General features: G+C 72.4%; 22 protein-coding genes. 11 read left to right on the top strand and 11 right to left on the bottom strand.

Going from position 1 to position 25,300, the window contains the following annotated elements:
- Nucleotides 1-73: 73 nt before the first annotated feature.
- Complete coding sequence (locus tag Q4V64_RS49765; protein ID WP_124444826.1) at nt 74-2,512, top strand: right-handed parallel beta-helix repeat-containing protein; 2,439 nt, start codon at nt 74-76, stop codon at nt 2,510-2,512.
- On the opposite strand, the gene Q4V64_RS49760 is transcribed toward Q4V64_RS49765, so the two are convergent.
- Nucleotides 2,482-4,842, bottom strand: coding sequence for a hypothetical protein (locus Q4V64_RS49760; protein WP_124444805.1), 2,361 nt, complete (start codon nt 4,840-4,842; stop codon nt 2,482-2,484). The genes Q4V64_RS49765 and Q4V64_RS49760 overlap by 31 nt on opposite strands.
- A gap of 330 nt (nt 4,843-5,172) precedes the next feature.
- Between Q4V64_RS49760 and Q4V64_RS49755 the strand changes: the two genes are divergently transcribed.
- Together Q4V64_RS49755 and Q4V64_RS49750 are read left to right on the top strand one after the other, a co-directional pair.
- On the top strand, nt 5,173-6,006 hold the full coding sequence (locus tag Q4V64_RS49755; protein WP_124444804.1) for a DeoR/GlpR family DNA-binding transcription regulator: 834 nt from the start codon (nt 5,173-5,175) through the stop codon (nt 6,004-6,006).
- A gap of 60 nt (nt 6,007-6,066) precedes the next feature.
- The gene (locus tag Q4V64_RS49750) at nt 6,067-6,540 is read left to right on the top strand and encodes an SRPBCC family protein (RefSeq protein WP_124444803.1); all 474 of its coding nucleotides are present in this window, start codon (nt 6,067-6,069) and stop codon (nt 6,538-6,540) included.
- Nucleotides 6,541-6,730: 190 nt separating this feature from the next.
- On the opposite strand, the gene Q4V64_RS49745 is transcribed toward Q4V64_RS49750, so the two are convergent.
- Nucleotides 6,731-7,855 carry a PLP-dependent cysteine synthase family protein gene (locus tag Q4V64_RS49745; protein WP_124444802.1) on the bottom strand — a complete coding sequence of 375 codons (1,125 nt, stop codon included), beginning with the start codon at nt 7,853-7,855 and terminating at the stop codon, nt 6,731-6,733.
- Between the two features lie 345 nt (nt 7,856-8,200).
- On the opposite strand from Q4V64_RS49745, the gene Q4V64_RS49740 reads away from it, so the two are divergent.
- Together Q4V64_RS49740 and Q4V64_RS49735 are read left to right on the top strand one after the other, a co-directional pair.
- Complete coding sequence (locus Q4V64_RS49740) at nt 8,201-8,524, top strand: hypothetical protein (protein WP_124444801.1); 324 nt, start codon at nt 8,201-8,203, stop codon at nt 8,522-8,524.
- A gap of 207 nt (nt 8,525-8,731) precedes the next feature.
- Nucleotides 8,732-9,283: an ATP-binding protein gene (locus Q4V64_RS49735; protein ID WP_124444800.1), complete on the top strand. Its 552-nt coding sequence runs from the start codon at nt 8,732-8,734 to the stop codon at nt 9,281-9,283.
- A gap of 318 nt (nt 9,284-9,601) precedes the next feature.
- Here the strand turns inward: Q4V64_RS49735 and Q4V64_RS49730 are convergent, their stop codons facing one another.
- From Q4V64_RS49730 to Q4V64_RS49720, 3 genes are read right to left on the bottom strand one after another with little or no spacing between them, the layout of a single operon-like run.
- Nucleotides 9,602-12,163 carry an ABC transporter permease gene (locus Q4V64_RS49730; protein ID WP_124444799.1) on the bottom strand — a complete coding sequence of 854 codons (2,562 nt, stop codon included), beginning with the start codon at nt 12,161-12,163 and terminating at the stop codon, nt 9,602-9,604.
- A complete protein-coding gene (locus Q4V64_RS49725) occupies nt 12,160-12,918 on the bottom strand; it encodes an ABC transporter ATP-binding protein (protein WP_124444798.1) in 759 nt (252 codons plus the stop codon). Before Q4V64_RS49725 ends, Q4V64_RS49730 begins: the two co-directional genes overlap by 4 nt.
- Nucleotides 12,915-13,205: an SHOCT domain-containing protein gene (locus Q4V64_RS49720; RefSeq protein WP_124444797.1), complete on the bottom strand. Its 291-nt coding sequence runs from the start codon at nt 13,203-13,205 to the stop codon at nt 12,915-12,917. The genes Q4V64_RS49725 and Q4V64_RS49720 overlap by 4 nt, the downstream gene beginning before the upstream one ends.
- A 182-nt stretch (nt 13,206-13,387) precedes the next feature.
- On the opposite strand from Q4V64_RS49720, the gene Q4V64_RS49715 reads away from it, so the two are divergent.
- The 3 genes from Q4V64_RS49715 to Q4V64_RS49705 are packed head-to-tail and all read left to right on the top strand — an operon-like array spanning nt 13,388 to nt 15,479.
- The gene (locus Q4V64_RS49715) at nt 13,388-13,975 is read left to right on the top strand and encodes a TetR/AcrR family transcriptional regulator (protein ID WP_124444796.1); all 588 of its coding nucleotides are present in this window, start codon (nt 13,388-13,390) and stop codon (nt 13,973-13,975) included.
- Nucleotides 13,976-13,989: 14 nt separating this feature from the next.
- On the top strand, nt 13,990-14,574 hold the full coding sequence (locus Q4V64_RS49710; RefSeq protein WP_124444825.1) for a DUF4865 family protein: 585 nt from the start codon (nt 13,990-13,992) through the stop codon (nt 14,572-14,574).
- Nucleotides 14,571-15,479, top strand: a complete 909-nt coding sequence (locus tag Q4V64_RS49705; protein ID WP_124444795.1) for a phosphotriesterase — start codon at nt 14,571-14,573, stop codon at nt 15,477-15,479. Before Q4V64_RS49710 ends, Q4V64_RS49705 begins: the two co-directional genes overlap by 4 nt.
- Nucleotides 15,480-15,525: 46 nt before the next feature.
- On the opposite strand, the gene Q4V64_RS49700 is transcribed toward Q4V64_RS49705, so the two are convergent.
- The 3 genes from Q4V64_RS49700 to Q4V64_RS49690 form a co-directional block, all read right to left on the bottom strand.
- Nucleotides 15,526-15,981, bottom strand: a complete 456-nt coding sequence (locus tag Q4V64_RS49700; RefSeq protein ID WP_124444794.1) for an RpiB/LacA/LacB family sugar-phosphate isomerase — start codon at nt 15,979-15,981, stop codon at nt 15,526-15,528.
- A gap of 22 nt (nt 15,982-16,003) precedes the next feature.
- The gene (locus Q4V64_RS49695) at nt 16,004-17,245 is read right to left on the bottom strand and encodes an ROK family protein (protein ID WP_124444793.1); all 1,242 of its coding nucleotides are present in this window, start codon (nt 17,243-17,245) and stop codon (nt 16,004-16,006) included.
- A 296-nt stretch (nt 17,246-17,541) separates the two neighbouring features.
- Nucleotides 17,542-18,183: an alpha-ketoglutarate-dependent dioxygenase AlkB gene (locus Q4V64_RS49690; RefSeq protein ID WP_124444792.1), complete on the bottom strand. Its 642-nt coding sequence runs from the start codon at nt 18,181-18,183 to the stop codon at nt 17,542-17,544.
- Between the two features lie 67 nt (nt 18,184-18,250).
- Between Q4V64_RS49690 and Q4V64_RS49685 the strand changes: the two genes are divergently transcribed.
- The gene (locus tag Q4V64_RS49685) at nt 18,251-19,390 is read left to right on the top strand and encodes a methyltransferase (RefSeq protein WP_124444791.1); all 1,140 of its coding nucleotides are present in this window, start codon (nt 18,251-18,253) and stop codon (nt 19,388-19,390) included.
- A gap of 262 nt (nt 19,391-19,652) precedes the next feature.
- Here Q4V64_RS49685 and Q4V64_RS49680 read toward each other — a convergent pair whose 3' ends face one another.
- Nucleotides 19,653-20,501: a class II fructose-bisphosphate aldolase gene (locus tag Q4V64_RS49680; protein WP_124444790.1), complete on the bottom strand. Its 849-nt coding sequence runs from the start codon at nt 20,499-20,501 to the stop codon at nt 19,653-19,655.
- Between the two features lie 41 nt (nt 20,502-20,542).
- Nucleotides 20,543-21,424, bottom strand: a complete 882-nt coding sequence (locus Q4V64_RS49675) for a sugar isomerase (protein ID WP_124444789.1) — start codon at nt 21,422-21,424, stop codon at nt 20,543-20,545.
- A 141-nt stretch (nt 21,425-21,565) separates the two neighbouring features.
- Here Q4V64_RS49675 and Q4V64_RS49670 point away from each other — a divergent pair, with 141 nt between their 5' ends.
- On the top strand, nt 21,566-22,345 hold the full coding sequence (locus Q4V64_RS49670; RefSeq protein WP_124444788.1) for a DeoR/GlpR family DNA-binding transcription regulator: 780 nt from the start codon (nt 21,566-21,568) through the stop codon (nt 22,343-22,345).
- Between the two features lie 72 nt (nt 22,346-22,417).
- Nucleotides 22,418-24,247 carry a glycoside hydrolase family 15 protein gene (locus tag Q4V64_RS49665; protein WP_124444787.1) on the top strand — a complete coding sequence of 610 codons (1,830 nt, stop codon included), beginning with the start codon at nt 22,418-22,420 and terminating at the stop codon, nt 24,245-24,247.
- 54 nt (nt 24,248-24,301) lie between these two features.
- On the opposite strand, the gene Q4V64_RS49660 is transcribed toward Q4V64_RS49665, so the two are convergent.
- Nucleotides 24,302-25,273, bottom strand: coding sequence for a hypothetical protein (locus tag Q4V64_RS49660; protein ID WP_124444786.1), 972 nt, complete (start codon nt 25,271-25,273; stop codon nt 24,302-24,304).
- Nucleotides 25,274-25,300 lie beyond the last annotated feature (27 nt).

Below are 25,300 nucleotides of genomic sequence, written 5' to 3'. Positions count from 1 at the left end.
CGAGCGAGCTGTCGGGGCGCGCCCCGAAGGCAAGCGAACCATGAGAACCACGAGGTGGGGGCACAGCAACGCCATGGCACAGGGCACGGTCCAGGTGACGCACACCGGCACATCGAGGTGGCGGCGCCGCACGGGTGAGTACGCATCGCTCGCCGCCGCCCTGGAGGCCGCGGCCGACGGCGACGTCCTCACCGTCGCCCCCGGCACCTACCGGGAGAACCTCGTCGTACAGCGGGCGGTGACCCTGCGCGGCCCCGAGGGCTCACCCGGCTCCGTGCGGATCGCGCCCATGGACGGGGTGCCGCTGACCGTGTGCGCCTCGGCGGTGGTTCAAGACCTGCACGTGGAGGGCCAGGACGCGGCCGCGCCCGCCCTGCTCGTCGAGGAGGGCACACCGGAGCTCACGGACATCCGCATCGTCACACGGTCGGCGGCCGGGATCGAGGTGCGCGGCGGCGCGCGGCCGACCGTGCGGCGCTGCACCGTCGACAACCCGGCCGGCATCGGCATCGCCGTACTCGACGGCGGGGGCGGCGTGTTCGAGGAGTGCGAGATCGTCGCGGCCGGCCAGGCCGGCGTCGCCGTGCGCGGGGGCGCGCACCCCCGGCTGGAGCGCTGCCGGGTGCATCATGCCTCGGGCGTGGGACTGTCGGCGACCGGCGAGAACTCCGCGCTGGAAGCGGTGGGTTGCGAGGTCTACGAGGTCCGGGGCAGCGGCGTCCAGGTCACCGCCCGGGCCACCGCGCACCTCACCGACTGCGATGTGCACCGCACCACCGCCGACGGCGTCACGCTCGACACGGACGCGGTGCTGACGCTGGCCGACTGCCGTATCCACGACATCCCGGAGAACGCGGTCGACCTGCGCTCCCGTTCCGTCCTCACCCTGACCCGGACGACGGTGCGCCGGTTCGGGCGCAACGGCCTGTCGGTGTGGGATCCGGGCACGCGCGTGGACGCCAACCAGTGCGAGATCTTCGACAGCACGGGCGACTACCCGGCCGTCTGGGTCAGCGACGGCGCCACGGCCGTACTGGACTCCTGCCGGGTGCACGACGTGCCGGACGCCCTGTTCGTCCTCGACCGCGGCTCGCGCGCCGACGTCGTCGACAGCGACCTGTCGCAGGTGCGCAACACGGCGGTGTCGGTGAGCGACGGCGCCACCGCGCAGCTGGACGACTGCCGGATCCGGGACGCGGCGACGGGCGCCTGGTTCCGCGACCACGGCAGCGGCGGCACCCTCAACAACTGCACGGTGGACGCCACACAGACCGGCGTGATCGTCACCAAGGGCGCCGACCCGACGATAGAGCGCTGCACGGTCGACTCCCCCGCCGAAGCGGGCTTCTACGTCTCGGCGGGCGGCCGGGGCAGCTTCCTGAACTGCCGGGTGACGGGAAGCGGCGGTTACGGCTTCCATATGATCGACGGCTGCCGTGCGACGCTGAAGAAGTGCCGTACGGAGCGGTGCGCGCGCGGCGGGTACGAGTTCGCGGACGGCGGCCCGGACGCGGCGTCCGGGGCGGGCCCCGTGGTCGAGGACTGCACGAGCGACGAGAGCGCGGGCGTGCGCCGGCCGGCCGCGACGGAGACCGCCGTTCAGACGGTGGGCCGCTCCCCCGGCCTGCTGGGCTCGATTCCCGGTCAGCGCAGCACCGAGCAGGAGCCGCTGGTGGTGCCCGCGGAGCCGGAGCAGCCGACGCGGAACTCGAAGGCCGTGCTCGGTGAACTGGACGCGTTGGTGGGCCTGGACAGCGTCAAGCGCGAGGTGCGGGCGCTCACCGACATGATCGAGGTCGGCCGGCGCCGGCAGCAGGCGGGCCTGAAGGCGGCGTCGGTCAAGCGCCATTTGGTCTTCACAGGCTCCCCCGGCACCGGCAAGACGACGGTCGCCCGTCTCTACGGCGAGATCCTCGCCTCCCTCGGTGTTCTGGAGAAGGGCCATCTCGTCGAGGTCTCCCGGGTCGACCTGGTGGGCGAGCACATCGGTTCCACGGCGATCCGCACCCAGGAGGCCTTCGACAAGGCGCGCGGCGGTGTGCTGTTCATCGACGAGGCGTACGCGCTGTCGCCGGAGGATTCGGGCCGCGACTTCGGCAAGGAGGCCATCGACACGCTGGTGAAGCTGATGGAGGACCACCGGGACGCGGTCGTGGTGATCGTCGCGGGCTACACGGCCGAGATGGAACGGTTCCTTTCGGTCAACCCGGGTGTCGCCTCCCGCTTCTCCCGGACCATCACCTTCAGCGACTACGGCCCGGAGGAACTGCTGCGGATCGTGGAACAGCAGGCCGAGGAGCACGAATACCGGCTGGCGCCTGGCGCGACGGAGGCCCTGCTGAAGTACTTCACGGCGATCCCCAAGGGACCGGCCTTCGGCAACGGCCGCACCGCCCGGCAGACCTTCGAGGCGATGGTGGAGCGGCACGCGAGCCGTGTCGCCCAGTTCGACGACCCGAGCACCGACGACCTGACGCTGCTCTACGCGGAGGATCTGCCGGCGCTGCCGTGACCCTCTCCCTCGTGCCGCGGCGCCGGGACCTCCGACCGCAGCCGGGCCAGCAGCCGTTGCCGTTCCTCGGCGAAGGCCGGGTCCGCCTGGTAGTCGGAGTGGCCGAGGATGGGGGCCGGCAGCGGATGCTGATCGGTGCGGCCGTATGCCAGGGGATCCTTGAGCGCTTCCCGGTCCACCTCGGGGCCGCAGTCGCCGGACAGTCGGACGGGGCCGCCGATGGGGTCGGTGCGCCGGTGCAGGTTGCGCCAGCAGTCGACGTCGTGGTGCAGGGCGCTGAGCGCGGCCGGGCCGAAGTGGGCGGGGAACCAGCGGCCGTAGAGGCGCTCCAGCGGTGAGCCGTAGGTCAGCAGCGCGACGCGTTTGCGGACGGACGGCTTGAGCTGCCAGGCCGCGGCGGCGGCGAGCACGCTGCCCTGCGAGTGCCCGGAGATCACCAGGCGGCCGCCGGTCGCCGTGGTCCAGGTCGCCATCCGCCAGGTCAGGTCGGGCACCGCGCGCTCGGCGTAACAGGGCGGGGCGAAGGGGTGGGCGGCGCGCGGCCAGAAGGTGCCGACGTCCCAGAGGATGCCGATGGTCCGCCGCGCGGAGGCATCCTTGTAGGCGCGCCGACCCCAGGTGACGAGCAGTATGAACCCGAGTCCGATCAGCCAGGAGCCCAGCGCCTGTGCGGTATCGGCCGCGCCCTCGACGAACGCGAACGACCCGTCAGCGGCCTGACCGGGAGTCTTGTCGGTGATCATCGCGCCGACCAGGGCCGCGGCGCCCAGCAGCAGGGTCATGGCGGAGGTGACCGCGACGATGCGGGGCGCCCGGTCGGTGAGCGTCGCCATCGCGCGGGTCCGCGCGATGCGGCGGGTGCGGGTCATGTCCTTCGGCTCGCCGGAGTAGTCGCGTTCCACCGCGCCCATCTCGGCGCGGCGCAGGACCCAGGCACGCCGTCCCAGCCAGCCGCACAGCACCAGCAGCACGACGAGCAGCGGCGGGATCACGGACGCCTGCCAGGTCAGCAGGACCGGTGGGCCGGGGATGTTCGTGCCGGTGCCGTCCAGCCAGTCGGCGACACGCTGGGACACGCCGCCGGAGATCACCCCGCCGAGCGCGCAGGCCAGCATGGCGACGGCGGGTCCGCCCAGGCCGCGCATCGCGGCGCGTTGATCGGGATGGGCGCGGTGCAGCACGTGGGCGACCGCTCCGAGGACGATCACCAGCAGGCCCTGGAACAGGGCGATGGCACCGAAGCTCATGTCGCCCGGCAGCCGGCCGGCCGACTCCCATCCCGGGCGCTCCCAGCAGGCGTAGACCGCGCAGAGGGCGAGCAGGACAAGGGCGGCGAGCGGCAGTTGGCGTACGAGGCGGGCGTCGAGCTCCCGGTCGAGGCGGTTCTCGCTGCGGCCCCGGCGGCAGACCACCCCCACCACGGCCACCGCGGCGGCGACGAGCGCCGCCTCCAGCAGCCGGCCCAGGACGTCGAGCAGCGCGGGCCCGCCGGGGCGGTGGTCGAAGCGTTCGGCCGACGTGCCGACCGCCGCGGCGACCGTCAGCAGTCCGGCGGCGGTGTGGGCGGCCCGCAGCCGGGCCACCAGACGGCGTCCGTACCAGAAGCCGGGTCGGCCGAGGGCGGTGCGAGTGGTCTCTTCGTCGGCCTCGGGGGTGTGGGTCAGGGGCTGCTGGGACTCGTACGCGCGCCAGGTGCGGTGGGAGAGGTACCACAGCAGGCACGTGAGCGCGGCCGGCACCAGCGCGGCGAGGGCGAGGCGGCGGCCGGGCCTGCTCCACCAGCCGTCGTCCGAGACGGTGGGCGACAGGAAGCCGAGCCAGGAGTGCCGCTCGGTGCACGCGTGCGTACCCGCGCACTGCCAGGCCGCGAGGTCGAGGGCGACCTCACAGGCGGCGGCGACCAGCAGCACGGTCAGGGTCAGTGCCGTGAGCCGCACCAGCAGTCCGTACAGGCGTACCGTCCGTTTGCGCCCCCGCGCGGTGGGCCGCATCCAGTGCGCGAGGTTGACCACCATGAACGGCAGCAGCAACAGCCACAGGGCGCGGGTGCCGTTGCCGGAGGTGAGGTTGGACCAGACGTACGCCTCGGGCACCGGGCGGCCGCGGTAGTCGTCCGGTCTGGTCTCCGCGTCGACATCCTCGGCGCGCCGGAAGACCGCCGCCGTGTCGTCGCCGGTGACGCGCACCGTGCGCGGATCGTCGAGCATCTTCTCGGGCGTGGTGCCGCCCACTCCGTGGACCAGGAGTTCCAGGGCGGTTCCGGCTTCCTCGGGCCGCACGGCGCAGTCCTGCGCCGTACCGGTCGAGACATGTTCCTGCGCATGTTCCACTGTTTCGCACTTCCCCCGTGACGCGCCGTCGGCATCTGTCCGTGCGGGCACAAGGATCTCCGTTAGTCGCGCTGCGCACACCCCCCGTCACGGAATCTCCCCGATCCGTGTGACTGCCGTGACTCGGGCGTCGCCCGGGTGACATGCGCGCGTCGGGACAGTCGGTGCCGCCACCCACCCCGGCACGTGCAAGGATGGGACGTCCGCGCACCGGGGACGGGCAGTATCTCCTCGTGGATGGGGGTCCCCCCGGCTCGAGCGAAGTCGAGAGTTGGGGGATGGTGCGCGGGAGCGTGTCGGACGGCTTGAGGCGAAAGGACCGGAGCGTACGTGAGCGAGAATCAGAACCTCCTCGCGGAGCAGCGGCGCGCCCTGATCCTGGACGAGGTCCGGCGCCGCGGCGGCGTCCGCGTCAACGAGCTCACTCGCAAGCTCGGCGTGTCGGACATGACCGTACGGCGCGACCTCGACGCGCTCGCCCGGCAGGGCGTGCTGGAGAAGGTGCACGGCGGCGCTGTCCCGGTGGTCGAGGCGAGTACGCACGAGCCGGGCTTCGAGGCCAAGTCGGGCCTGGAGCTGACCGCCAAGGAGGACATCGCGCGGGCCGCGGCGGAGCTGGTCGCGCCGGGCAGCGCGATCGCGCTGTCGGGCGGCACGACGACGTACGCGCTGGCGCACCAGCTGGTCGACGTGCCGGACCTGACCGTCGTCACCAACTCGGTGCGGGTGGCCGACGTCTTCCACGCGGCGCAGCGCACCTCCGGTCCCCGGCAGGGTGCGGCCACGGTGGTGCTGACGGGCGGGGTGCGCACCCCGTCCGACTCGTTGGTGGGGCCGGTGGCCGATCAGGCGATCGCGGCACTCCACTTCGACATGCTGTTCCTCGGGGTGCACGGGATATCGGTCGAGGCCGGCCTGTCGACGCCGAACCTCGCGGAGGCCGAGACCAACCGCCGCCTGGTGCAGTCGGCGCGGCGGGTCGTGGTGGTCGCCGACCACACCAAGTGGGGCACGGTGGGCTTGAGTTCGTTCGCGGCGCTGGAGCAGGTCGACACGCTGGTGACGGACGCCGGGTTGCCGGCCGAGGCGCGTGCGGAGGTGGCGGAGCACCTGCGGCGGCTGGTGGTGGCCGGTGAGCCCGAAGAGGTACAGACAGGTGACTGACCGTCAGCTAAGGTGACGCTGCCCGGTCAACCGCCCGCTTCTCCCAGGGGGTTCTCGCCCATGGCTCGCCGTCTGCGCCCGGTGGGAATCGAGTTCGTCGAGACCGCGCCCGTACGGCTCGTGTTCGCGCGGGAGATCTCCGCGGCTCCCCATGCGGTCTTCCGCGCGCTGGCCGAGGACGTGCCCGGCTGGACCGAGTGGTTCGCTGCCGTGACGCTGGCCCGGCCGCTGGAGGACGGCGCCCGACGCGAGATCCGGCTCAAGGGCGGGACGCGGTTCCAGGAGACGATCCTCGCCGCCGAGGAACCCGAGGTGTACGCCTATCGCGTCGACGTGACCAACGCGCCGGGCGCCCGCGCGCTGGCCGAGGAGTGGCGGCTGACTCCGGCCGCCACCGGCACCCGGGTGCGGTGGACCTTCGCCGCCGACGGGACGGCGCCGTTCCGTCTCCTGCTGACCCTGGCCCGTGCGGGACTCGGGCGGGCCTTCCGGGACGCCGTCACCTCACTGGACCGGCGGCTGGCCACCCAGTAGTGCCCCCGCGGGCGACGTTCGCCCGCCAAGGAGCGGCGTCCAGTGCGTGCTCTGGGGCCCCTCCGGGGGAGTGCCGGGCGGAAGGCGGCGTCTGCCCGAAGGGCCTGGACGTACTTGGGCTTCCGGGCCGGTGCGGCGAGCGGGCGTGCCGGGCGTCGCGACGGGGCGGACGTTGTCTGCCGAGCACCAGTCAGTCCGGCCAGACGCCCGTCTCCAGCAGGGAGGCGATCGCCGCCGTGTACGGCGTGATGTCCAGGCCCTGTTCGGCGAGCCAGGTGTCCGAGTAGTACTTGTCCAGGTAACGGTCGCCCGGGTCGCACAGCAGCGTCACCACACTCCCCTGCCGCCCTTCGGCCACCATCTCGGCGACGATCTTCAGCGCGCTCCACAGCCCGGTGCCCGTGGACCCGCCCGCCCTGCGGCCGATGGCCTGCTCCAGGGCCCGTACGGCGGCGACGCTGGCCGCGTCCGGGACCTTCATCATCCGGTCGATCGCGCCGGGCACGAAGCTCGGCTCCATGCGGGGGCGGCCGATGCCCTCTATGCGCGAGCCCCAGTCGCAGGTGACGTCCGGATCGCCGGTGGTCCAGCCCTCGAAGAAACACGAGTTCTCCGGATCGGCGACACAGACCCGGGTGTCGTGCTGCGTGTAGTGGACGTAGCGCGCGAGGGTCGCGGAGGTGCCGCCGGTGCCGGCCGTGGCGACGATCCACGCGGGCTCCGGGAAGCGCTCCAGACGCAGTTGGCGGAAGATCGACTCGGCGATGTTGTTGTTGCCGCGCCAGTCCGTGGCCCGTTCGGCGTAGGTGAACTGGTCCATGTAGTGGCCGCCGGTGTCCGCCGCGAGGCGGGACGACTCCTCGTACATCGTGCGGGGGTCGTCGACGTAGTGGCACTGCCCGCCATGGAACTCGATCAGGCGGATCTTCTCGGCGCTCGTCGTGCGCGGCATGACGGCGATGAAGGGGACGCCGATCAGCTTGGCGAAGTACGCCTCGGACACGGCCGTCGAGCCGCTGGACGCTTCGATCACCGGGCGGCCGGGCCGGATCCAGCCATTGCACAGGCCGTAGAGGAACAGCGAGCGGGCGAGGCGGTGCTTGAGGCTGCCGGTGGGATGGGTCGACTCGTCCTTCAGATACAGGTCGATGCCCCATTTCTCCGGCAGCGGGAAGCGGAGCAGATGCGTGTCGGCCGAGCGGTTGGCGTCGGCCTGGACCTTGCGGACGGCTTCTTTCAGCCAGCCGCGGTAGACGGCGTCAGTGTGGTCGACGTCGAGGGTTTCGCCGGTCCGGGTTCTTTGGGGCGTACTCACGGCGGGGCTCCTTAGGCTGCGCGCCGACGGCGGATCGCGCGGCCGACACACCGAGCATAGACACCTTCCGCACGCTCCTCACCTGCATAAACATACCTTTGAGCGCCTCAAAGGCACCCCTGGGGGCAGGCAGGCGCACAAGGGTGGGGGCGCATTCGCGCGAGTGCTCCGGGCGCCCTCGGCGAGGCGGTCGTGCGTACTGGTGCTCGACGCCGGTCGCGGGCAGACTGCCCGACGGGACGAAGGTCCCGAGCGGGGGGCACACTGGATCAGGACACGAAGCGGACATCGGCCCACGCGGGGGCGCGGGTCGGCACACCGACGCACACAAGGGGGCGGGAGAGCATGGCGGAGCCGGAGTTCAGGGCCACGGGCGTGCGGATCGGCAAGCGGCTGCGTTCGCTGACCCGGGCGGGGCAGGTCCGGATCAGCGGCGGCAGGCTCGAGCTGCTCACCAGTTACGGCAGCGAGATCGACAGCGCTCCGGTGCAGGCGGTGCGTGCGTCCAAGCCCTGGTTCGCCCCCGACGACCGGGCGCTCGCGGACCTCAACGGCAAGCGGTACCTGCTGACCCTGGGCGATCACGACCCCGCTCCGGGCGAGCCGGGGCCGCCCGCGGCACGCCGGTTCATCGAGGCCGTACGCAGGGCCGCGGGACGTAGCGGCTGAACTGCGGGCGTATTCACTGAACTACCGCGAGTTGCGGGACCGCATCCCCTGAGCCACGCTGGTCTCACGTCACTCTGGGTTTACCGGCGATAACGCTGCGAACCAGCCCGCCGGCCACGACAGCAGGCGGCCGTGTCACGCAGGCACTCTGCTGGATCGATCCGAACTCCGTGTTCTTCCGGACCTCTACGTCGGGGAGTCGCAGCCGTGATCAGTCACCCAAGCAGGCACTGCACGGTGGAGCTCCAAGCCCTGCCGTCGCGGATCGGCCAGGTCCGCAGAATCGTATCGGCGCAGTTGCGCTACTGGCATCTGGATCCCCTCATAGACCGGGCCGCGCTCGGTGTGACAGAGCTGTTGACCAACGTCCACCGGCATGCCCAGCCCGACAAGACGTGCACCGTGGAGATCGAGCTGCTGCTCGACCGGCTCATGGTCTCGGTGCGCGACCACGACCCGCGTCTGCCGGTCGTGGCCGACATCAAGGACACCAAGGACGCCGACGCGCTCGCCACCTGCGGGCGCGGGCTCGCCATGGTCGCCGCGGTCAGCGAGAGCTGGGGCGTGCGGCCGGACGGCGAGTCCGGCAAGGTCGTGTGGTTCACCCTGCCCACGCCCTCGTCCACGCGGGCGGGTGCGGCGCGCCCGCTGCGGCGCACGGTCGCGGAGAAGCCCGCGCACCGGTTCGCGAAGGTCGAGCACGCGGTCGACCTGCGCAGGCCCGAACCCGCTCCCGCCCGGTCGGCCGTTGCCGGCTGACCGGGCGGTGACACCGCTTTTTGGCTCGGTCGCCTACGGGGCGCCTTAGCCGGTGTCGAGACGGCGATCGTGCTCAGCGCTTCGCGCCTCCGCGCGTTCGCCGTCTCGACACCGGCGCGCCCCTCCGGCTCCCTCAAGGCCGACGCGTTGGGACAGTGGGCGTTGATGGGCCCTACCCCCCTACTCAGTCGCGATCGCCCGCAGCACATCCAAGCGAGCCGCCCACCGGGCCCGGCCCAAGCCCACAAGGCGGCGCGCCCCTCCGGCTCCCTCAAGGCCGACGCGTTGGGACAGTGGGCGTTGATGGGCCCTACCCCCCTACTCAGTCGCGATCGCCCGCAGCACATCCAAGCGTGCCGCGCGCCGGGCCGGGCGCACGCCCGCCAAGGCTCCCGCCGCGAGGCCCACCAGCGCCACCACGGCGAGTTGCAGGGGCGGCATCGCGAAGGCGAACGCGCTGTCGCTCGCGCCGTCCGAGGCCTTCACCAGCACCCAGCCGAGGAAGGCGCCGAGGCCGAGTCCGCCGACCGTGCCGAAGGCGGCGACCAGGACCGACTCCCAGCGGACCATGGCCCGCAGTTGGGACCGGGTCTGGCCGACGGCCCTGAGCAGGCCCAGTTCGCGGGTGCGCTCGTGGATCGCCAGCGTCAGGGTGTTGGCGATGCCGAGGAGCGCGATGAGCACGGCGAGGGCGAGCAGTGCGTAGACGAGCGTGAGCATCATGTCGATGCCGCCGGCCGAGGACTGCGCGTACTCGTCGCGGGTCTGCACCTCGGGGTTGCCGTATTGGTCGGCCACCTTCTCCACCGCCGCCCTGCCTGTCTCCGTGCTCACACCGTCCTTGAAGGAGACGGCGACGAGGGTGTCGGAGTCCTGGGTGCGGTGCGGGGCCCAGGCGGCGCGGGTGATGACGTAGTCGCCGGCGAGTTCGGACTGGCCGTAGACCGCGCGGACCGTGAAGGTCTCCCGCTTGCCGTCGGTGAAGGTGAGGTGCGCCTGGTCACCAGTCTTCAGGCCCTGCTTGTCGGCCTCCTTCTCGGTGACGGCGAGGCCGTCGGTGCCGAGAGTGTCCAGGGAGCCCTGGATCTTGCCGAGGTCGAAGGTGCGCTCCAGTGCGAGCGGGTCGGTGACGGTCAGCGCCCGTCCCTTGCCGTCGACCTCGGCGACGCCGCGGCCGAGTCCGACGGCCGTGTCCACCTCGGGCAGTTGCTGGACCGCTCCGGCGAGCCGAGGGCTCAGGCCGCTGCCGCCCGCGCCGAACGACGGGGTGCTCACGGCGACGTCGCCGGCGAAGGAACGCGACACGGTCTGGTCCATGGTCGCCTTCAGCGAGGCGCCGAACACCGTGAACAGCGAGACCACGGCCACGCCGATCATCAGGGCGCTGGCGGTCGCGGCCGTCCGCTTCGGACTGCGCAGGGCGTTGCGCCGAGCGAGGCCGCCCGTGACGCCGCGCAGCCGGTCGAGCGGGCCGCCGAGGACACGTACGGCCGAGGTGGAGGCGACCGGGCCCAGGACCACGAAGGAGACCAGGGCCAGGACCGCGCCCGTTCCCGCCAGCCAGATGGACGGTGACACCAGGACGCCGGTGAGGGTCACGGCGACCGCGAGGGCGGCGAGGCCCAGGCCCGTGACGGCGCGGACGCGGGAGGCCCCGGACTGGTCGACCGCCGTCTCGCGCAGTGCGGCCAGGGGTGCGGTGCGGCCGGCGCGCACGGCGGGCAGCAGCGCGGAGCCGAGGCAGACCACGATGCCGACCACCAGCGGCAGCGCCAGGGACAGGGCGCTGATCACCAAGGCGCCTTCGGGGAACGGGAATCCGATGGCAGGGAAGAGTGCCTGCAGTCCGGCGGCGATGCCGATGCCGCCTGCCAGGCCCGCCACCGAGGCGATCACGGCCACGGCGCTCGCCTCGACGAGAGTGGTGACGGTGACCTGCCGACGCGAGGCGCCGAGCGCCCGCAGCAGGGCGTTCTCACGGGTGCGTTGGGCCACGACGATCGCGAAGGTGTTGTGGATGGAGAAGGTCGCGACCAGCAGGGCGACGCCGGAGAACACGAGCAGGAAGGTCGTGAAGAGGGACAGGAACTGGCTGGAGATCATGTCGGTGTTCTCCTCGGCCGACTCCTGACCGGTGATGGCCTCGACTCCCTTGGGCAGGACGGGCGTCAGCCGGTCGACCAGTTCCTGCTCGCTCACTCCGGGCCCGGCGCGCACCTGGATGCTCGCCGCCTCCCCGGGCCGGGCCGTGAGGTACTTCTCGGCGTCGGCCCGGGTCATGCCGGTGAAGGTCACCTGGGCCATGCCGTCCTCGCCGCCGAAGGTCGCGAGGCCCACGATCGTCACCTTGACCGGGTCGGGCGTCCGCAGGGTCGTCGTGTCGCCGATCTTCAGGTCGCCCCGTTCGGCGGTGCCGCGGTTGACGACGACCTCGCCGGACTTCTCCGGGGCGCGGCCTTCGGCGAGCCGGTACGGGTTGAGTTCCTGGTCGGTGATCCAGTTGCCGGCGAGGGTGGGCGGGCCCTGGCCGCCGATGGGCTTGCCGCCCGCGCCCACGAGCTGGCCCGCGCCCTCGATGTTGGGCGCGGCGGCCGCGACGCCGGGGACCTGTTCGACGGCCTTCACCAGGTCGGTGTCGACCGGCTGGCGCACGCCCTGGCTCTCCCCCGGCGTGGTGATGTCGTCCGCGCTGCGGACGACGGCGTCGGTGCCGCTGGTCGCGTTGCCGAACATGGTGTCGAAACTGGCGCGCAGCGTGTCGCCCATGACGAGCGTCCCGGCGAGGAAGGCGACGCCGAGGAACACCGCGAGGAACGTCCCGGCGAAGCGCCGCTTGTGGGCGCGAAGGGAGGACACGCTCAGGCGTACGGAGGCGTTCATGAGGGCACCTCGAAGGCTTTCAGGCGGTCCAGGACCTTGTCGGCGGTCGGGGAGTCCATCCGGTCGACCAGGCGTCCGTCGGCGAGGAAGACGACCTCGTCGGCGTGGGCGGCGGCGACCGGGTCATGGGTGACCATGACGACCGTGCGGGCCGTCTGGCGTACGGCGCGGCCGAGCAGCCCGAGGACCTCCTCGCCGGAGCGGGAGTCGAGGTTGCCGGTCGGCTCGTCGGCGAAGACGACGTCCGGCCGGCCGGCGAACGCCCGGGCCACGGCGACGCGTTGCTGCTGGCCGCCGGAGAGCTCGGAGGGCCGGTGGTGGAGCCGGTCGCGCAGGCCGACCACGTCGATCAGCGCTTCGATCCACTCCGGGTCGCCCTTGGTGCCGGCGAGGTCGAGCGGCAGCCGGATGTTCTCGGCGACGGTCAGCGTCGGTACCAGGTTGAACGCCTGGAACACGAATCCGACGCGATCGCGGCGCAGCAGGGTCAGGCGGCGGTCGTCGAGGGCGCCCAGTTCGGTGTCGCCGATGTGGGCGGCGCCCGAGGTGAGGGTGTCGAGTCCGGCCGCGCAGTGCATCAGGGTGGACTTGCCGGAGCCCGAGGGCCCCATGATCGCGGTGAAGCGTCCGACCGGAAAGTCGACGCTCACCCCGTCCAGGGCCCTCACGGCGGTGTCGCCGGTGCCGTACACCTTCACGGCGTCGACGACCCGGGCGGCCGGCAGCGTGCTCACGGTGGCGGTTGTCGCGGTCATGCCGCACCGCCCTTGGCCGCGGGGCCGAACTGCTCGTCCAGGACGGACAGCCGGCGCCAGTACTCGTCCTCGTCGATCTCGCCGGAGGCGAAGCGGCGGCCGAGCACGGCGATCGGCGAGTCGCCGGACGGTCGGGGGTCGGCCATGGCGCGCCACGGTCCGCGTCGGCCGCGCCCGACGGTGCGGCGCAGGAGGGTGACGACGCCGATCACGACGGCCGCCCAGATCAGCGGGAAGAACAGGATCCACGGGCCGGGGCCGCCGTCCCAGTGCGCCAGGGTCTGCATCTCGGGTCATCTCCTAGGTGGGTCTTTGTGGGACTTCCGGTGATGCCTCGAGACTCCCGCCGGGGAGGGGTCCGGGTCGTCGTACGGCCAGCGGCAGTGGGCGTACCTCCTGGGGAGTACGCCGTGGCGTCTGCCCTGCTCCCTCGGGGGCTTCTAAAGGCTCGACTTCTGTAACTACTAGTATGTACAGTGTGCGCATGAGCACCTCGGAGCGACTGATCGAGTCCACCCGTGAGCTGCTGTGGGAGCGCGGCTACGTGGGCACCAGCCCCAAGGCCATCCTGGAGCGCGCGGGCGCCGGACAGGGCAGCATGTACCACCACTTCAAGGGGAAGCCGGACCTCGCCCTGGCCGCGATCCGGCGAACGGCGCAGGAGCTGCGGGCTACCGCCGAGGGAGTACTCGGCGGGCCGGGGACGCCGTACGAGCGGATCGAGGCCTATCTGCGCCGTGAGCGGGACGTGCTGCGCGGCTGCCCGATCGGCCGGCTGACGATGGATCCGGACGTCATCGCGGACGACGCGTTGCGCGCGCCCGTCGACGAGACGCTGGACTGGATCCGCGAACGGCTCGCCGGGATCGTCGAGGAGGGCAAGGAGCAGGGCCAGTTCGCGCCCTCGCTGGACGGCGAGGAGATCGCCGCGGCGGTCCTGTCCACCGTCCAGGGCGGCTACGTCCTCGCTCGCGCCTCCGGTTCACCCGCCGCGTTCGACGTGGGCGTCCGGGGGCTGCTCTCGCTGCTCGCCGCGCAGAAGTCCCCTACCTCGTAAAGGAGTTCATGCCCGTGCACGCCATGCAGTACGAACTCACCCTGCCCGCCGACTACGACATGGACATCATCCGCGGCCGCGTCTCCCGCGTCGGGCATCTGCTCGACGACTGGGAGGGGCTCGGCTTCAAGGCGTACCTGTTGCGCGAGCGCGGCACGCACGGCTCGCCGGTGAACCAGTACGCGCCGTTCTATCTGTGGAACACCATGGAGGGGATGAATTCCTTCCTCTGGGGAGGCGCCTTTCAGAGGCTCAGCGACGACTTCGGGCGGCCCTCGGTGCGGCAGTGGACGGGAGTGGCGTACGAGGCGGGCGGCGCCGTCGGCCCGCGCGCGAGGGTGGCGGTGCGGCGTCGGCAACCCGTGCCGGACGGCGTGCAGTTGGCGGCCTTCGTGGAGGACGCCGTGGGCGAGACCGCACGGCTGGCCGGGGAGGACGGCGCGGTGCTCGCGGCGGCCGCCGTGGACACCGGTCGCTGGGAGCTGGTCCACTTCTCGCTCTGGGAGGACGAGACGCCCAAGGCGGACGGCGACGTGTTCGAGGTCCTGCATCTGTCGGCGCCGGGACGCGACCGCCTGTCACGGGGCCGGCAGTGGTGAGCACGGTCCGTACGGTGCTCGGGGACGTACTGCCCGACGACCTCGGGGTGTGCGACGCGCACGACCACCTGTTCTTCGGCAGTCCCCAGTTGCCCGGCCAGGAATTGCACAGCGTCTGCGCGGCCCGCGCCGAGCTGGCCGCGTTCCGTGCGCTGGGCGGCGGCAGCGTGGTGCAGTGGACGCCGTACGGGCTGGGCCGGCGGGCCGCCGATCTGCCGCCGCTGTCCCGGGAGACCGGCGTGCACGTCGTCGCCGCGACCGGACTGCACCAGGCCGTGCACTACGACGACGACACGCTCGCCGCGTTGCGCGGCAGGCTCGCCGAGGTCTTCGTCGCCGAACTGACCGAGGGCATCGGCACGTCGGGGGTCCGCGCGGGCCTGATCAAGGTCGCGGGCGGTTTCCACGCTCTCGACGCGCACGCCCGCTGGACCATGACCGCGGCGGCCGAGGCCCATCACGCCACGGGGGCGCCCATCGCCGTCCACCTGGAGCTGGGCACCGGCGCCCTGGACGTACTGGAGCTGCTGTGCGGCGAGTTGGGCGTGCCGCCGCGCCGGGTGATCCTGGGCCATCTCAACCGCTCCCCCGACATCGAGACACACCGCCGGGTCGCGGAGACGGGCTGCCATCTCGCCTTCGACGGCCCGTCCCGCGCCCACCACGCCACGGATTGGCGCATGCCGGACGCCGTACGGGCGCTCGCCGAGGCGGGACACGGCGACCGTCTGCTGCTCGGCGCCGACACCACGAGCGCGGCGGCCCGCTCGGTGGACGGCGGCCCGGGAATGCCGTACCTGCTCCACGGGGTGCGGCCACGGCTCGCCCTCGCCTTGGGCGAGGAGCTGGTGCGGCGCATCCTGACAGAGAATCCGGGGCGGGCGTTCGCCGTGGAGTGGCAGTGACCTTTTTCCGGAGTGGGATGGCACCGAACTCACGGAAGGGAGGGGCCTAGGAAGCACTCCTACCGACGTCGAGGCGTCCCACGTGAGCCACGTTCTCCCGGTCCTCCGCGTCCTCGCTGGCCTCGGCGGCGAACCAGGCGTCGAGGATCTCCTTGAGGAGTGGTTCGGACGTCAGCCGGAGGCTGAGGGCCAGCACGTTGGCGTCGTTCCAGCGGCGGGCGCCGTCCGCGGTGTAGGCGTCCGCGCACAGGGCCGCCCGCACGCCCGGCACCTTGTTCGCGGCGATCGAGGCGCCGGTGCCGGTCCAGCAGCACACGACCGCCTGGTCGGCCGTCCCCGCGGCGACCTCTCGGGCGGCCGCCTCCGAGCAGGCGGCCCACTGGGGGTCGTCGCCGGGAGCGAGCGCTCCGTGGGTCACCACGTCGTGGCCGCGGTCGCGCAGCTGGGTGACGAGGGAGCGCGCCACGGGTTCGTCCATGTCGGAGGAAACGGAGATCCGCATGCCCCCGAGACTACTTCGTGGCTCAGGCCACCAGCGCGCCGAGCGGATCGTCCAGCACCGGCTGCCATGCCAGTTCCGCCGCGCCGACCAGGCTGTTGTGGTCCAGGGTGCACGCCAGGATGGGGACGCCGCCGCTCTGCCCCCACAGGCTGCGGTCGGCGACGACCGCGCGCAGGCGGTCCGGGTCGGCGTCGAGCAGGGTGCGGTGCAGGCCGCCGAGGATGATGCGGTCCGGGTTGAGGATGTTCACCAGGCCGGCCAGGCCCAGGCCCAGCCGGTCGATCAGGGTTTCGGCGGCGGTGCGGACGGCGGAGTCGGCGTAGTGGTCGCGGATCAGGTCGTCGGCCTGCTGGACCAGGGAGACCTCGGGGCCGGGGGCCCGTCCCGCGGCGGTGAGGAAGGCCAGCGGATCGGCCTCGACGTCGAGGCAGCCGCGGCTGCCGCAGTGGCAGGGGCGGCCCTCGGGGTTGACGGTGAGGTGGCCGACCTCGAGCGCCAGGCCCGAACTGCCGGTGTGCAGGCGCCCGTCAAGGACCAGCGCGCCACCGACACCGCGATGCCCGGTGGCCACGCACAGCAGGTCCCGGGCACCACGGCCCGCGCCGTGCCGGTGCTCGGCGAGCGCGGCGAGGTTGACGTCGTTGCCCGCGAACGCCGGTCCGGTGATCTGGGCCGCGCGCACGCACTCCGCGAAGATGCGGCGCACGGGCGCGCCGACGGGCCACGCCAGGTGCAGGGGGTTGAGCGCGAGTCCGTCCGGTTCGGCGACCGCGGACGGCACGGCGAGTCCCGCGCCGACGCAGCGCCGCCCGGTCGTGCGCAGCAGGTCGGCCCCGGCCTCCACCACGGACCCCAGGACCTTCGCGGGGTCGGCGTCGACGGTCTCGCAGCCGGGCGCGGTGGCGACGATCCGGCCGCCCAGCCCGACCAGGGCCGCCCGGAACCCGTCGGCGTGCACCTGTGCGGCGAGGACGACGGGCCCGTCCTCGGCGACCGCGAGCCGGTGCGAGGGGCGTCCCTGCGAACCGGCTCCCGCGCCGGGCCGGGCGTCGACCCGGATCAGCCCGAGCGCCTCCAGCTCGGCGGCGACCGCGCCGGCGGTGGCCCGGGTGACGCCCAGCTCGGCGGTGAGCACGGCGCGGGTGGGCGCGCGACCGGTGTGCACGAGCTCCAAGGCGGGCCCGAGCGCACCGCGCCCCCGGTCCAGCCGTGTCCTCGAGGTGGTCCCTTCCCCCGCCGCCCGGGGGTCCGCCTTCCCGCTCATGAGGGCGAGTCTCCCATGATCCGCAGGCCCCGGCGTCCTAGGCCCTTTCGTCACATTCCCGTCGTCCGCCCCAAGGGCGGGCCCCGCGCCCGCCGCGGTAGCGGCTTGTGTCGCTGTAGGTGCGTGCTCTGGGGGTCCCCCCGGCCGAAGGCTGTGGGAGTGCCGGGCGCAGGCCCTCGTACTGGTTGTACGTGGGCCTGTGCCCGGTGCGGCGAGTGGGGGCACCTCCCACGCCTTTAAGGCAGTGGGGGAGCGTGCATGGCGCCGCGGGGCAGGCGGGAATGTGGCGAAAGGGCCTAGAGGCCGCTGACCCTGAGCGTGATGTTCAGCCGCCCGGCCAGCCCCAACTCCGGCGGTGCGGTGCCCGCGTGGACCCGGGGCACGCCGTGGTAGGCGAGGCGGGACGGGCCGCCGAACACGAACAGGTCGCCGCTGCGCAGTTCGACGTCCGTGTAGGGGCGGGTCCGGGTCTCGGTGTTGCCGAAGCGGAAGACGCAGGTGTCGCCGAGGCTCAGGGACACCACCGGCGCGTCCGACTTCTCGTCGCTGTCGCGGTGCATGCCCATGCGGGCGTCGCCGTCGTAGAAGTTGATCAGGGCGATGTCGTACGGAGCGGCTTCCGCCCCCAGCGCGTCCCTCACCGCACGTCGGCCCAGCTCCCCCAGCCACTGAGGGAACGGCTTCACGGGGGCACCGTCGCCGTCGACGACCGTGCGGGTGTAGGCGTACGGATACCAGTGCCGGCCCAGACATACCTGGCGGGCGGTCATCGTGCCGCCGCCGGGTGTGCGGACCGTCCGCAGCCCGGCCGGCGGGCGGGACCACACGCGGCAGGCCTCCACCAGCTCGCGCTGCCGGTCCGCGTCCAGCCAGTCCGGTACGTGCACCGCGCCCGGCGCGACCTCCGTAGGGGGCCTGGGGAACAGCTCGGCGTCCATGGTTCCCATCCTGCCCGATGGGCTTGATCTGCGGCTCAGCTAGCCTGGACGCACGATGAGCGACCGTATGACGACCCCCTGGGGCGAGCTCGCGCTGGCCCGTTTCCCCGAGGACCCGCGCGAGAGGCTGCGTGCCTGGGACGCCTCCGACGAGTACCTGCTGAAGCACCTCGCGGATCAGGGGACCCCGCTGTCCGGCACGGTCGTGGTGGTCGGTGACCGCTGGGGCGCGCTGGTCACGGCGCTCGCGGCGCACCGGCCGGTGCAGATCACCGACTCCTTCCTCGCTCAGGAGGCGACCCGGGCGAACCTCGGCCGCAACGGCGTCGCGACCGGCACCGTACGGCTGCTCACCACCCAGGATCCGCCGCCCGACCGCGTGGACGTCCTGCTGGTGCGCGTGCCGAAGAGCCTGGCCCTCCTGGAGGACCAGTTGCTGCGGCTGGCGCCCGCGGTGCACGAGGGCACGGTCGTCGTCGGCACCGGCATGGTGAAGGAGATCCACACCTCGACGCTGCGGCTGTTCGAGCGGATCCTCGGCCCGACCCGCACCTCGCTCGCCGAGAAGAAGGCCCGGCTGATCTTCTGCACGCCCGAGCCGTCACGGGAGCGGGAGCCGAGTGTCCATCCCTGGCCCTACACCTACACGCTCCCCGGCGGCATCGGCTCCGTCTCCGGCCGCACGGTCGTCAACCACGCGGGGGTCTTCTGCGCCGACCGCCTGGACATCGGCACCCGGTTCTTCCTCCAGCACCTGCCGGACACGAAGGGCACCCGCCGGGTCGTGGACCTCGGGTGCGGCAACGGCGTCGTCGGTACGGCGGTCGCGTTGGCCAACCCCGAGGCCGAGGTGCTGTTCGTGGACGAGTCGTTCCAGGCCGTGGCCTCGGCGGAGGCGACGTACAAGGCGAACGGCGTGCCGGGACACGCCGAGTTCCGGGTCGGGGACGGGCTGGCGGGGGTGCCGGCCGGCAGCGTCGACCTCGCCCTGACCAATCCGCCGTTCCACTCCCACCAGACGACGACGGACGCGACGGCGTGGCGGATGTTCTCCGGGGCGCGGCGTGCGCTGGGGCCGGGCGGCGAGCTGTGGGTGATCGGCAACCGTCACCTCGGGTACCACGTGAAGTTGCGGCGGCTGTTCGGCAACAGCCGACTCGTGGCGAGCGATGCGAAGTTCGTGGTGCTGAAGGCCGTCAAGGAGTAGCCGGGCCCCGCAGTGCCCGGGAGGAGGGTGTGCGAGACGCCCGCGGCCCGCGCGACTCCGGGAGGTGCCGCGCGAGCCCGCGCGTGCGCGGTGCCGTCGACGACGAGCTCGGCGTCGTACCCATACAGGTGCAGCTGCCACAATTCGGGCAGCGTTCGCCACGGCGGGCGGTTCGCCGAGGTGGAGCTCGGTCTCGTGCGTGGCGGGAAATCATCAGGGTGGGCAGGCCTTTCCGGTCATCAGGGCGGCCAGGGCTTTCCGGTCACGCGAGTACGCTGATCACCCCGGCCACCGCCCGCACCATCGCCTCCCGGCCCACGGTCAGGTACTTGCGCGAGTCGACCGCCTCGGGGTGGGTGGCCAGGAACTCGCGGATCGCGTCTGTCATGGCGATGTTGAGGGCGGTGCCGACGTTCACCTTGGTGATGCCGCCCGCGACGGCCGCGGCCAGCTCGGCGTCCGGCACCCCCGAGGAGCCGTGCAGGACGAGCGGTACGTCCAGCGTCCCGGCCAGTCGCTTGAGCAGGTCGTGGTCGAGGGTGGCGGTGCGGGTGGTCATCGCGTGCGCGCTGCCGATGGCGACGGCGAGGGCGTCGACCCCGGTCTCCGCGACGAAGGCGCGGGCCTCGGCGGGGTCGGTGCGGGCCTCGGGAGCGTGGGCGTCCAGCGGCGGCTCGCCGTTCTTGCCGCCCACCTCCCCCAACTCGGCTTCGATCCAGAGCCCTTGGGAGTGTGCCCAGTCGGCGGCGGCCGAGGTCGCGGCGAGGTTCTCGGCGTACGGCAGGCGGGACGCGTCGTACATCACGGAGCTGAATCCGGCGCCGGGTGCCTGGCGCAGCAGGTCGTCGCTCTGTACATGGTCCAGATGCAGAGCCACGGGCACGGCTGCGCGTTCGGCGGCGGCGACGGCCGCGCGGGCGAGCGGGAGCAGTAGTCCGTAGCGGAACTTGACCGCGTTCTCGCTGACTTGGAGGACGACGGACGTGTTCATGGACTCGGCGCCGGCGATGACGGCCTCGATGTGTTCCAGCGTGACGATGTTGAAGGCTGGGACGGCGGACTGTTCGGCGGCGGCGCGGGTGACGAGTTCGCCGGTGGTGACGAGGGGCACGGCCTCTCCCTTTCCTGAGGTTGCCCGGAGTGTCCGGAGTGTCAGGGCGCGAGGATCACCGAGCGGGTGAGGTGGCGCGGGCGGTCGGGGTCCAGGCCGCGGGCCGCGGCGACGGCGACGGCGAGCCGCTGGGCGCGGACCAGTTCGGCGAGCGGGTCGAGGCCGCCCGCCACCCACCACCCGCCGGTTCCCCGCACCTGTTCGGCCAGCCCGTCCGGTGCCTCGCCGAACATCCAGGTCGCGGTGCCCCGGGTGGTGATGCTGATGGGGCCGTGCCGGTACTCCATCGCCGGGTAGGCCTCGGTCCAGGCGAGGGAGGCCTCGCGCATCTTCAGTCCGGCCTCGTTGGCCAGCCCCACGGTCCAGCCGCGCCCGAGGAAGGTGAACTGCGTGCGGTCGACGAGCCCTTCCGGCAGCGGAGTGCCGAGCGCGGTACGGGCGTCGGCGACGACGTCGTCGGTGTGCAGGTCGAGGTGGGCGCGGAGCAGGGTCAGCGCGGTGGTCGCGAACCGGGTCTGCACGACGGACCGTTCGTCCGCGAAGTCGAGCACGACGACATCGTCGGCGGCCGCCGTGACCGGCGCGGCGGCATCGGCGGTGAGGGCGCTCGTCCGCGTACGGCCCCTCACCTTCCCCAGCAGTTCGAGGACTTCGGTGGTGGTGCCGGAGCGGGTGAGGGCGACGACCCGGTCGTACGGGCGGCCGTACGGGAACTCCGAGGCGGCGAAGGCGTCGGTCTCGCCCTGGCCCGACCCCTCGCGCAGCGCCGCCGCGGCCTGCGCCATGAAGTACGAGGTGCCGCACCCGACGATCGCGACCCGCTCCCCCGCCTCCGGCAGTGCCCGGGCATGTTCGCCCGCTTCCGCCGCTGCCCGTGTCCAGCACTCGGGCTGGCTGGCCAGCTCGTCCTCGACGTACGTCATGCAAGTACCCCTCCCCTTGCGGTTCTGATTGTTCATGCAAGATATAGCGAGCTTTCGAGCACAATCAAGCATTCGCGCAAAGGGCCGGTTGCGCTAGGGTCGCCTGGGGATCGACGGACGACCGAGGGACGGAGGGTGCGGATGTCTCGCGACGCCCGCTGGCAGGCGCTGCTGGAACTGCTCGTGGAGCGGGGCCGGCTGGACGTCGAGGAGGCGGCCGCCGAACTGGGGGTATCGGCGGCGACGATCCGCCGCGACTTCGACCAGCTGGCCGAGCAGCAGATGCTCGTGCGCACCCGGGGCGGCGCGGTCGTGCACGGCGTGTCGTACGAACTGCCGCTGCGCTACAAGACAGCCCGCCGCGCCTCCGAGAAGCAGCGCATCGCCAAGGCGGTCGCGGACCTCGTCGCGCCCGGCGAGGCGGTGGGCCTGACCGGCGGCACGACCACCACCGAGGTTGCGCGCGCCTTGGCGGTGCGCGGCGACCTGGCGTCGGGCTCCCCCGCGCTGACCGTCGTCACGAACGCGCTGAACATCGCCAACGAGCTGGCGGTACGCCCGCAGTTCAAGATCGTGCTGACCGGCGGGGTGGCGCGCCCGCAGTCGTACGAGCTCGTCGGGCCGCTCGCGGACGGTGTGCTGAGCCAGATCACGATCGACGTGGCGGTGCTCGGCGTCGTCGCCTTCGACGTCACGCACGGCGCCGCCGCCCATGACGAGGCGGAGGCCGCGATCAACCGGCTGCTGTGCGAGCGGGCCGAGCGTGTGATCGTCGCCGCGGACTCCAGCAAGCTGGGCGGGCGGGCCTTCGCCCGGATCTGTGCGGCCGACGCGGTGGACACGCTGGTCACGGACACGGCGGCCGATGCGGAGACGTTGTGCCGGTTCGAGGAGGCGGGACTGAAGGTCGTCGCGGTGTGAGGCCGGTTCCCGGCATGGCCGTGCCCCTTCCCGCCTAAGCTGAAGAAGACGTCTTGGGCCAGGGAGGCTGTCATGGGCGGAACACCGACGGACCAGTACGCCTCCGGGACGTATCTGCCGATCGCCGAGCACGGGCTGATCGGGGATCTGCGCAGTGTCGCCCTGGTGGGGACCGACGGCACGATCGACTGGTACTGCTGTGGCGCCTTCGACGCGCCGAGCGTCTTCGCCTCGATCCTGGACGCGGAGCGGGGCGGCTGCTTCGAACTTGCGGCGGCCGTGCCGGCCCGGACCAAGCAGTTCTACTTCCCCGACACCAACGTCCTGATCACCCGGTTCTTCACCGAGGACGGCGTCGGCGAGGTGCAGGACTTCATGCCGGTCGACGGCGGCTCGGTGGAGGCCGAGCGGCATCGGCTGATCCGGCGGGTGGTCTGCGTGCGCGGCTCCATTCCGTTCCGCGCACGCGTGGCACCGCGGTTCGACTACGGCGCCCAGCCGCACACCGCCCGCATGGCCGGCGACGTCGCGGTCTTCGAGTCCGCCGAGCTGTCGCTGGGGCTGACCGCGACCGTGCCGCTGGAGATCGACGGGCTGGACGCGCGGGCCGACTTCAAGCTGGCCGAGGGCGAGTCGACGGTGTTCGCGCTGGATCAGGTCGGCGGTGCGGTGACCCCGCGCCGGTGCGCGCGGGCCGAGGCCGAGGAGCAGTTCAGCAGCACGGTGGCGTACTGGCGGCACTGGCTGTCCGCGTCGAAGTACCGCGGCCGCTGGCGGGAGATGGTGCACCGCTCCGCCCTCACACTGAAGCTGCTGACCTACGCGCCGACGGGCGCCATCGTGGCCGCGCCGACGACGAGCCTGCCCGAGCAGATCGGCGGCGAACGCAACTGGGACTACCGCTACGTCTGGGTGCGCGACGCCGCCTTCTGCGTCTACGCGCTGCTGCGGCTGGGCTTCACCGGTGAGGCCGAGGCGTTCATGAAGTTCCTGACCCGGTACGTCAGTCCGTGCGACGGCGGGCAGTCCGGCCCGCTCCAGATCATGTACGGCATCGACGGCCGCACCGACCTCCCCGAGCGCGAGCTCGACCATCTGGAGGGACATCAGGGCTCCGCGCCGGTACGGGTCGGGAACGCCGCCGCCGACCAGCTGCAACTCGACATCTACGGCGCGCTCATCGACTCGATCTACCTCTACGACAAATGGGCCGAGCCGATCTCCAGCGACCAGTGGGACGACGTGTGCGCGCTGGTGGACTGGGTGTGCGAGAACTGGGACCAGCCGGACGAGGGCGTCTGGGAGACCCGCGGCGGCCGCAAGAATTTCCTGTACTCGCGGCTGATGTGCTGGGTGGCGATCGAGCGGGCGATCCGGATGGCCAATCGGCGTGGTCTGCCCGCCGACCTGACCCGCTGGCGGGAGTGCCGCGACACGATCTACCGGCGGATCATGCGGCGTGGCTGGTCCGAGGAGCGGCAGGCCTTCGTGCAGCACGAGGACGGCGACGTACTGGACGCGGCCGTGCTGATGATGCCGCTGACGAAGTTCATCGCCCCCACCGACCCCAAGTGGCTGTCCACGCTGGACGCGCTCACCCGGGAACTGGTCTCCGACTCGCTGGTCTACCGCTACGACCCGGTGGCCAGCCCCGACGGACTGCGCGGCGACGAGGGCACGTTCTCCATCTGCTCGTTCTGGTACGTCGAGGCCATGGTGCACGCCGGGCGGGTCGACGAGGCCCGGCTGGCCTTCGAGAAGATGCTCACCTACGCCAACCATCTGGGCCTGTACGCCGAGGAGATCAGCAACACCGGCGAGCAGCAGGGCAACTTCCCGCAGGCGTTCACCCATCTCGCGCTGATCAGCGCGGCGTTCAACCTGGACCGGGCCCTCGGCTGAGGACCCGGAAGGCGAGGTTGTGTTCCTGTCGTCCCTGGGCACCCGCCCGGGGTGTCAGTGCCCGTGGCCGTCCGAGGACTCATCCTCGTGCGCCTGAGCCGGCCCGGTCTCGGGTGCCTGAGCCGCCCCGGCCCGGACCGTGAACGCCGCCGTGTGGACCTTCCCCGCGTGCTTGAAGTCGAGGAAGAGCCGGTAGGTGCCGCTGCTCGGTGCCGTGGCCGTGAACGAGATGTCCGGGCCCGGCCTGGTCGTACCGTCGCCGGGTTCGCCGTTCGGGTGGACGTGGAGGTAGGCGAGGTCGCCGGAGCGCAGGGCCACCAGGTGGCCGTATGCGCCGAGGTAGGGCTGGAGGTCGGTGACGGGCCTGCCGTTCCGGGAGATCTTCAGCTTCAGTTCGCCGGCCGTGCCCGGCCGCAGGCCGCCGTCCAGCCGGACCTCGTAGCCGTTGATCTTCGCGGTGGTGTTCGGCGCCGGCAGTTGCTGCGGCTGGTAGGGCCCCGAGGCCGCCAGGTCCGCGCCGAGGGTGAGGTTCTCGGCGTTCTTCTTCGCCGGGGTGAAGTCGGCGAAGACGCGATACCCGCCGGCACGGGGCAGCTCGACGGGGATGCTCCAGGTGCCGTCGGCGGCGCGGGTGGGGTGCAGGTGGCGGTAGGTGACCAGATCGCGGGAGGCGACGATGAGGTGGAGTTCCTTGTCGTGTTCCCGCTGGTAGGCGGTGACGGCGCGGCCGCCGCTGTCCCGTATGACGAAGCGCAGGTCGGCCCGGTCTCCGGCGGTGACGCGCGGGGTCTCGAGGTCGAGGGTGTAGCCCTTGTCGGAGATCTGCAGTCCGCCGGCGGGCTCCGCCTCGTGCCCCGCGTGGCCGCCGCCTCCCTCGGGTGACGGAGACGCCTCGCCGTGGCTCTCGTGGCGCGCGGGCGGGCTGTCCTCGACGACGGGGTCGATGCCCTTGCCCACGCCGTAGGCGGTGCCGAACGTGGCGACCAGTGCGGCGGCGAACGTGGTGATCTTCAGTCCAGCATGCATGGCCAGCTCCTGGAGAACAGGGCTCCG

Origin of the sequence: Streptomyces sp. NL15-2K (assembly GCF_030551255.1) — a bacterium.
Taxonomy (GTDB): domain Bacteria; phylum Actinomycetota; class Actinomycetes; order Streptomycetales; family Streptomycetaceae; genus Streptomyces.
Note: the sequence above shows the minus strand (reverse complement) of the source record. Positions and strands in the feature narration are given on the sequence as shown.

Coding starts and splice junctions, on each gene's coding strand:
- Q4V64_RS49695 (WP_124444793.1), bottom strand. CDS start 17,245: ATGAGCGGGAAGGCGGACCCCCGGGCGGCGGGGGAAGGGACCACCTCG.
- Q4V64_RS49690 (WP_124444792.1), bottom strand. CDS start 18,183: ATGGACGCCGAGCTGTTCCCCAGGCCCCCTACGGAGGTCGCGCCGGGC.
- Q4V64_RS49715 (WP_124444796.1), top strand. CDS start 13,388: ATGTACAGTGTGCGCATGAGCACCTCGGAGCGACTGATCGAGTCCACC.
- Q4V64_RS49675 (WP_124444789.1), bottom strand. CDS start 21,424: ATGACGTACGTCGAGGACGAGCTGGCCAGCCAGCCCGAGTGCTGGACA.
- Q4V64_RS49670 (WP_124444788.1), top strand. CDS start 21,566: ATGTCTCGCGACGCCCGCTGGCAGGCGCTGCTGGAACTGCTCGTGGAG.
- Q4V64_RS49740 (WP_124444801.1), top strand. CDS start 8,201: ATGGCGGAGCCGGAGTTCAGGGCCACGGGCGTGCGGATCGGCAAGCGG.
- Q4V64_RS49720 (WP_124444797.1), bottom strand. CDS start 13,205: ATGCAGACCCTGGCGCACTGGGACGGCGGCCCCGGCCCGTGGATCCTG.
- Q4V64_RS49730 (WP_124444799.1), bottom strand. CDS start 12,163: ATGAACGCCTCCGTACGCCTGAGCGTGTCCTCCCTTCGCGCCCACAAG.
- Q4V64_RS49660 (WP_124444786.1), bottom strand. CDS start 25,273: ATGCATGCTGGACTGAAGATCACCACGTTCGCCGCCGCACTGGTCGCC.
- Q4V64_RS49765 (WP_124444826.1), top strand. CDS start 74: ATGGCACAGGGCACGGTCCAGGTGACGCACACCGGCACATCGAGGTGG.
- Q4V64_RS49685 (WP_124444791.1), top strand. CDS start 18,251: ATGACGACCCCCTGGGGCGAGCTCGCGCTGGCCCGTTTCCCCGAGGAC.
- Q4V64_RS49665 (WP_124444787.1), top strand. CDS start 22,418: ATGGGCGGAACACCGACGGACCAGTACGCCTCCGGGACGTATCTGCCG.
- Q4V64_RS49700 (WP_124444794.1), bottom strand. CDS start 15,981: ATGCGGATCTCCGTTTCCTCCGACATGGACGAACCCGTGGCGCGCTCC.
- Q4V64_RS49725 (WP_124444798.1), bottom strand. CDS start 12,918: ATGACCGCGACAACCGCCACCGTGAGCACGCTGCCGGCCGCCCGGGTC.
- Q4V64_RS49750 (WP_124444803.1), top strand. CDS start 6,067: ATGGCTCGCCGTCTGCGCCCGGTGGGAATCGAGTTCGTCGAGACCGCG.